The sequence below is a fragment of the Micromonospora sp. NPDC050200 genome, assembly GCF_040656135.1.
GTDB lineage: Bacteria > Actinomycetota > Actinomycetes > Mycobacteriales > Micromonosporaceae > Micromonospora.
On sequence record NZ_JBFALG010000143.1, the window covers coordinates 1 to 4,920 of the forward strand.

Annotated in this window: 5 protein-coding genes; 4 read left to right on the forward strand and 1 reads right to left on the reverse strand. The window is 71.5% G+C overall.

The genetic code is table 11. From position 1 onward, the window contains the following. Window positions 1–414 precede the first annotated feature (414 nt). Complete coding sequence (locus AB0I41_RS34810) at window positions 415–723, reverse strand: MazG-like family protein (RefSeq protein ID WP_357115619.1); 309 nt, start codon at window positions 721–723, stop codon at window positions 415–417. A gap of 114 nt (window positions 724–837) precedes the next feature. On the opposite strand from AB0I41_RS34810, the gene gdhA reads away from it, so the two are divergent. From gdhA to AB0I41_RS34830, 4 genes are all read left to right on the forward strand, one after another. After that, entirely contained in the window at window positions 838–2,175 is a 1,338-nt protein-coding gene (gene gdhA / locus AB0I41_RS34815; RefSeq protein WP_357115610.1) for an NADP-specific glutamate dehydrogenase, read from the forward strand. Window positions 2,176–2,449: 274 nt separating this feature from the next. After that, the gene (locus AB0I41_RS34820) at window positions 2,450–3,682 is read left to right on the forward strand and encodes a transposase (RefSeq protein WP_357115612.1); all 1,233 of its coding nucleotides are present in this window, start codon (window positions 2,450–2,452) and stop codon (window positions 3,680–3,682) included. 56 nt (window positions 3,683–3,738) lie between these two features. Beyond that, on the forward strand, window positions 3,739–4,476 hold the full coding sequence (locus tag AB0I41_RS34825; protein WP_357115615.1) for a hypothetical protein: 738 nt from the start codon (window positions 3,739–3,741) through the stop codon (window positions 4,474–4,476). 5 nt (window positions 4,477–4,481) lie between these two features. Beyond that, window positions 4,482–4,841, forward strand: a complete 360-nt coding sequence (locus tag AB0I41_RS34830) for a hypothetical protein (protein ID WP_357115617.1) — start codon at window positions 4,482–4,484, stop codon at window positions 4,839–4,841. The last annotated feature ends 79 nt before the right edge of the window (window positions 4,842–4,920 follow it).

Below are 4,920 nucleotides of genomic sequence, written 5' to 3' on the forward strand. Positions count from 1 at the left end.
GGCCAGCGGGGACTGCTGCTGCGATCGTCCAGGTGATGTAACGACCCCGGGCCGGCCATCATTCCGCCGCCCGGGTGCCGCCGGCCACGGGACAGCGGGCATGATCCGTGTCCCACGGGACGGCCAGCGCCACGGCGCACCGGACATACCGCGCAAGCGAGCCTTCCCGCGTAGCCCGGACATACCGCGCCGCTCAGAGCGGCCTGCGCGCATCTCTGGATATACCGGGTGGCGAGCACGTCCTGCACGTGAGGATGCGCCGGGCGGCGCGGACAGCAGCGCCCGCCTCGGCGGAACCACCCGGCCGGGAGGGCAGGCCGGTGGGGTCGATCACCGATCGGAGCCGGCGGCGGTGGGGCGTCGCGCGTACCGGACAGGGGTGAGCGCACGGCGCGGACCGCGCGGGAGCGCGTTTCAGGATGCGCGGGCGCGGACCTTGGCCGCGCACTCGGCGACCACCGATCGGGCGTCCAACCCCAGACTCTCGATGGCGACCAGGGCCGTGAAGACCACGTCGGCGAGTTCGGCGGCGACGTCCTCGCGGGTGTGCGTGACGCCCTTGCGGGGGTTCTGGCCGAGCACGCCGATCCAGGCGCCCGCCGCCTCGCCGGCCTCCTCGGTGAGCTTGAGGATGCGGCAGGTCAGCTCCGCCTGCCCGGTGCCGTTGGCGGCGTCCAGCCAGCCCCGCGAGGCCCGCACCGCGTCCCAGATCGACTCGTCCATCGCACCAGTGAACCGGACGGTGGTCACGGTCCGTATCCCGGGACGGTTGGCGGGTACGCCGACACGGGGTGGTAGCAACGGGGCTACCAGCAGGAAACGAAGGGACGTGTCGGTATGCCGGAGACCGTGGAGACGGTGTTCGCCAGTGTGGTCGCCCGCAATCCGGGTGAGCCGGAGTTCCACCAAGCGGTACGCGAGGTGCTGGAGAGCATCGGCCCGGCACTGGCCCGACACCCCGAGTACGCCGAGGCGCGGATCATCGAGCGGATCTGCGAGCCGGAGCGACAGGTCATCTTCCGGGTGCCGTGGGAGGACGACCGCGGTCGGATCCGGGTCAACCGGGGCTTCCGGGTGGAGTTCAACAGCGCGCTCGGCCCGTTCAAGGGCGGGCTGCGCTTCCACCCGACGGTCTACCTCGGGATCGTGAAGTTCCTCGGCTTCGAGCAGATCTTCAAGAACGCGTTGACCGGGCTGCCGATCGGCGGCGGCAAGGGCGGCGCGGACTTCGACCCGAAGGGGCGCTCGGACCGGGAGGTGATGCGGTTCTGCCAGAGCTTCATGACCGAGCTGTACCGGCACATCGGCGCGCAGACCGACGTGCCGGCCGGGGACATCGGCGTGGGTGGTCGTGAGATCGGCTACCTGTTCGGCCAGTACAAGAGGATCACCAACCGGTACGAGTCGGGGGTGCTCACCGGCAAGGGCCTGTCGTACGGGGGCGCGCAGGTGCGCCGGGAGGCGACCGGCTACGGGGCGGTCTTCTTCGCCGAGGAGATGCTCAAGCAGGCCGGGGACAGCCTGGACGGCAAGCGGGTGGTGGTCTCCGGCTCCGGCAACGTGGCGATCTACGCAATCGAGAAGGTGCACCAGCTCGGTGGGAGGGTGGTCGCCTGCTCCGACTCGACGGGCTACGTGCTGGACGAGAAGGGCATCAACCTGGAGCTGTTGCGGGAACTGAAGGAGCAGCGAAGGGCACGGCTCGACGACTACGCCCGGCACGTGCCGCACGCGGTGGCGGTCTCCGGTCGTACCGTCTGGGAGGTGCCCTGCGAGCTGGCGCTGCCGTGCGCGACGCAGAACGAGATCGGCGGCGCGGAGGCCGCGGCGCTGGTGGCCGGCGGCTGCGTCGCGGTGGTCGAGGGCGCGAACATGCCGACCACCCCGGAGGCGGTGCGCATCCTCGGCCGGGCCGGGGTGCGGTTCGCCCCAGGCAAGGCGGCCAACGCCGGCGGGGTGGCGGTGAGCGCGCTGGAGATGCAGCAGAACGCCAGCCGGGACTCGTGGACGTTCGCCCAGTCGGAACAGCGGCTGCGGGGGATCATGCGGGACATCCACGACCGCTGCTGGACCAGCGCCGAGGAGTACGGCCTGCCCGGAGACTACGTGGCCGGGGCGAACATCGACGGGTTCCGCCGCGTCGCCGAGGCGATGCTCGCGCATGGGCTGATCTGAGCCGGACGGCCTGTTCGGACGGCCAGTCGGCATCGGCTGACCGTTCGGCCGGGAGGGCATTGACAGTGTTCGACGGCCGGCCTAGCTTCAGGACGCTACCGGCCGGTAGGCACCGTCCCGCCTGGCCGCCCGACACGGGCGGCACCGTCCCCGGGGGAGCATCGATGCTGTCCTCATCCACCCGACTCGTACGCCGCCTGCTCGCCGCCGGCCGCGGTGCCTGCCCGCGTGGATGCCTTCGGGTTCGGCCGTAAGCCAACGGTAGGTTGTGGCTGTGCAGCTCCGGTATAACTTCCGCGTCTACCCGACGTCGAGGCAGCAGCACGAGCTGGCGAAGGCGTTCGGGTGCGCGCGGGTGGTGTTCAACGACGGGCTGCGCGCACGGCAGGAGGCCCGGGAGCAGGGTCTGCCGTACGTGTCAGATGGCGAGCTGTCCAAGCGGGTCATCACCGAGGCCAAGCGCACTGCGGAGCGGGCGTGGCTGGGCGAGGTGTCCGTCGTCGTGCTTCAGCAGGCCCTGGCGGATCTGACCGTCGCCTACCGCAACTTCTTCGCCTCGGCCACCGGGAAGCGTCGGGGTCGCAAGGTCGCCCCGCCGCGGTTCCGGTCCCGCAAGGACAACCGGCAGGCCATCCGGTTTACCGCCAACGCCCGGTTCCGGGTGCTGGACAACGGCCGGCTGCGCCTGCCGAAGATCGGGAACCTGAGGGTGGTGTGGTCGCGGCATCTGCCGGCCGAGCCGTCCAGCGTGACGATCATCCGGGACGCGGCGGGCCGGTACTTCGCCTCGTTCGTCGTACAGGCCGCGGACGAGACGCTGCCCGTCACGGGCTCGGAGGTGGGCATCGACCTGGGCCTGACGCACTTCGCGGTGCTGTCGGACGGCACGAAGGTGGCGGCCCCGAAGTTCCTGCGCCGCGCGGCCCGCAAGCTCAAGCGGTTGCAGCAGGGCCTGTCCCGCAAGCAGCGGGGCAGCAAGAACCGCAAGAAGGCCGTCGTCACGGTCGCCCGGGCGCACGCCCGGGTGGCCGACACCCGGCGGGACTGGCAGCACAAGCTGTCCACGACGATCATCCGCGACAACCAAGCGGTGTACGTCGAGGACCTGTGCGTGGCCGGTCTCGGCCGGACCCGACTGGCCAAGTCGGTACACGATGCAGGCTGGGCCGGCTTCACCGCCATGCTGGAGTACAAGGCCGCCCGGTACGGGCGCACCTTCACCCGGGTGGATCGATTCTTCCCGTCCACCCGGATGTGCTCACAGTGTGGCCGCATCAACGACAAGATGACGCTCAACGTCCGAGCGTGGGACTGCCCCTGTGGAGCAGCCCACGACCGGGACATCAACGCCGCCATCAACGTGCTCGCCGCCGGACGGGCGGAGAGCCTAAACGACCGTGGAGCGCACATAAGACCGGCACCCGTGCCGGCGGCGCGCAGGGAAGCGGTAATCCACCCGGACGCCGCGCGTTCCACGCGCAGCGCGGAGGGAATCCCCGTGCCCTAGGGCGGGGAGAACGTCAACTCATCGAGATCCCGCCGACGTGGAACGGCGAGCTCGTCATGTGGGCGCACGGCTACCGCGGCCAGACCACCGTGCTCTCCCCGGAGACGCCCAACTACGGCCTGCGGCAACGCCTGCTGGAACAGGGGTACGCCTGGGCGGCGTCGTCGTACACCACCAACGGGTTCGACATCCGCTCCGGCGTGGTCAGCACCCGGGAGCTGGCCGACCTCTTCGCCGACACCGTGCGGCGGCCACACCGGACGTACCTGACCGGGGTGTCGATGGGCGGCTACGTCATCGGCCGCTCGCTGGAGCAGTACCCCGGCTACTACGACGGGGCGCTGCCGATGTGCGGTGTCCTGGGCGCCCACCAGCTGCTCGACTTCTTCCTCGACTACAACCTGGTCGCGCAGGCCCTCGCCGGGGTCCGCGCCTACCCGACGCCGGCGGACTACCTGACCAACGCGGTGCCGCGGATCCAGGTCGCGCTCGGCCTCGCCGGGCTCACCCCCACCGGGCCGGACACCACCAACGAGCGGGGCAGGCAGCTGCGGGAGATCACCATCAACCGCTCCGGCGGTCCGCGTCCGGGCGCGGAGCAGGCCTTCGCGGTCTGGAAGGACTTCCTCTTCGGGATCAGCACCACCAACGGGGGTGACTCCCCCGCCCAGCGGCCGGGGCAGCTCGCCACCAACCTGCTCACCCGCTACAGCCCGAACGGGCCGGTGGACGTCAACGCCACCGTCCAGCGGGTCGCGCCGGAGAACCCCTGGCAGCGGCTCTCCCCACGCTGACCGAGGTGCCGCGGATCGCCGGGCGACCCACCGCGCCGGTGCTCAGCCTGCACGGCCTGGGTGACCTGTTCGTGCCGTTCTCGATGGAGCAGGCGTACGCCCGGGACGCGGCGTGGCACGGCCGCAGCCAGCTGCTCGTCCAGCGGGCCGTCCGGGCCACGCAGCACTGCGAGTTCACCCCGGCCGAGGCCGGCGCCGCCTGGGACGACCTGGCTTCCTGGGTACGCACCGGCGCCCGTCCCGCCGGCGACGCGGTCACCGATCCGAAGGCGGTGGCGGCGGCGGACTTCGGCTGCCGGTTCAGCGACTGGGCCGCGTACGCCGCCGGCGTGGGCACCCGTCGGCTCTACTCCGCGTGCCCCTGACCGGGCCGGTCCGGATACGCCGCTGGCCGGCACCCCCTGTTCGGGGTGCCGGCCCGCGGCGGTTGGTGTGGGTGGGTCA

What these genes read in the sequence shown, in the direction of transcription:
- AB0I41_RS34810 (WP_357115619.1), bottom strand. Translation starts at nt 723, where the DNA reads ATGGACGAGTCGATCTGGGACGCGGTGCGGGCCTCGCGGGGCTGGCTG.
- gdhA (WP_357115610.1), top strand. Translation starts at nt 838, where the DNA reads ATGCCGGAGACCGTGGAGACGGTGTTCGCCAGTGTGGTCGCCCGCAAT.
- AB0I41_RS34825 (WP_357115615.1), top strand. Translation starts at nt 3,739, where the DNA reads ATGTGGGCGCACGGCTACCGCGGCCAGACCACCGTGCTCTCCCCGGAG.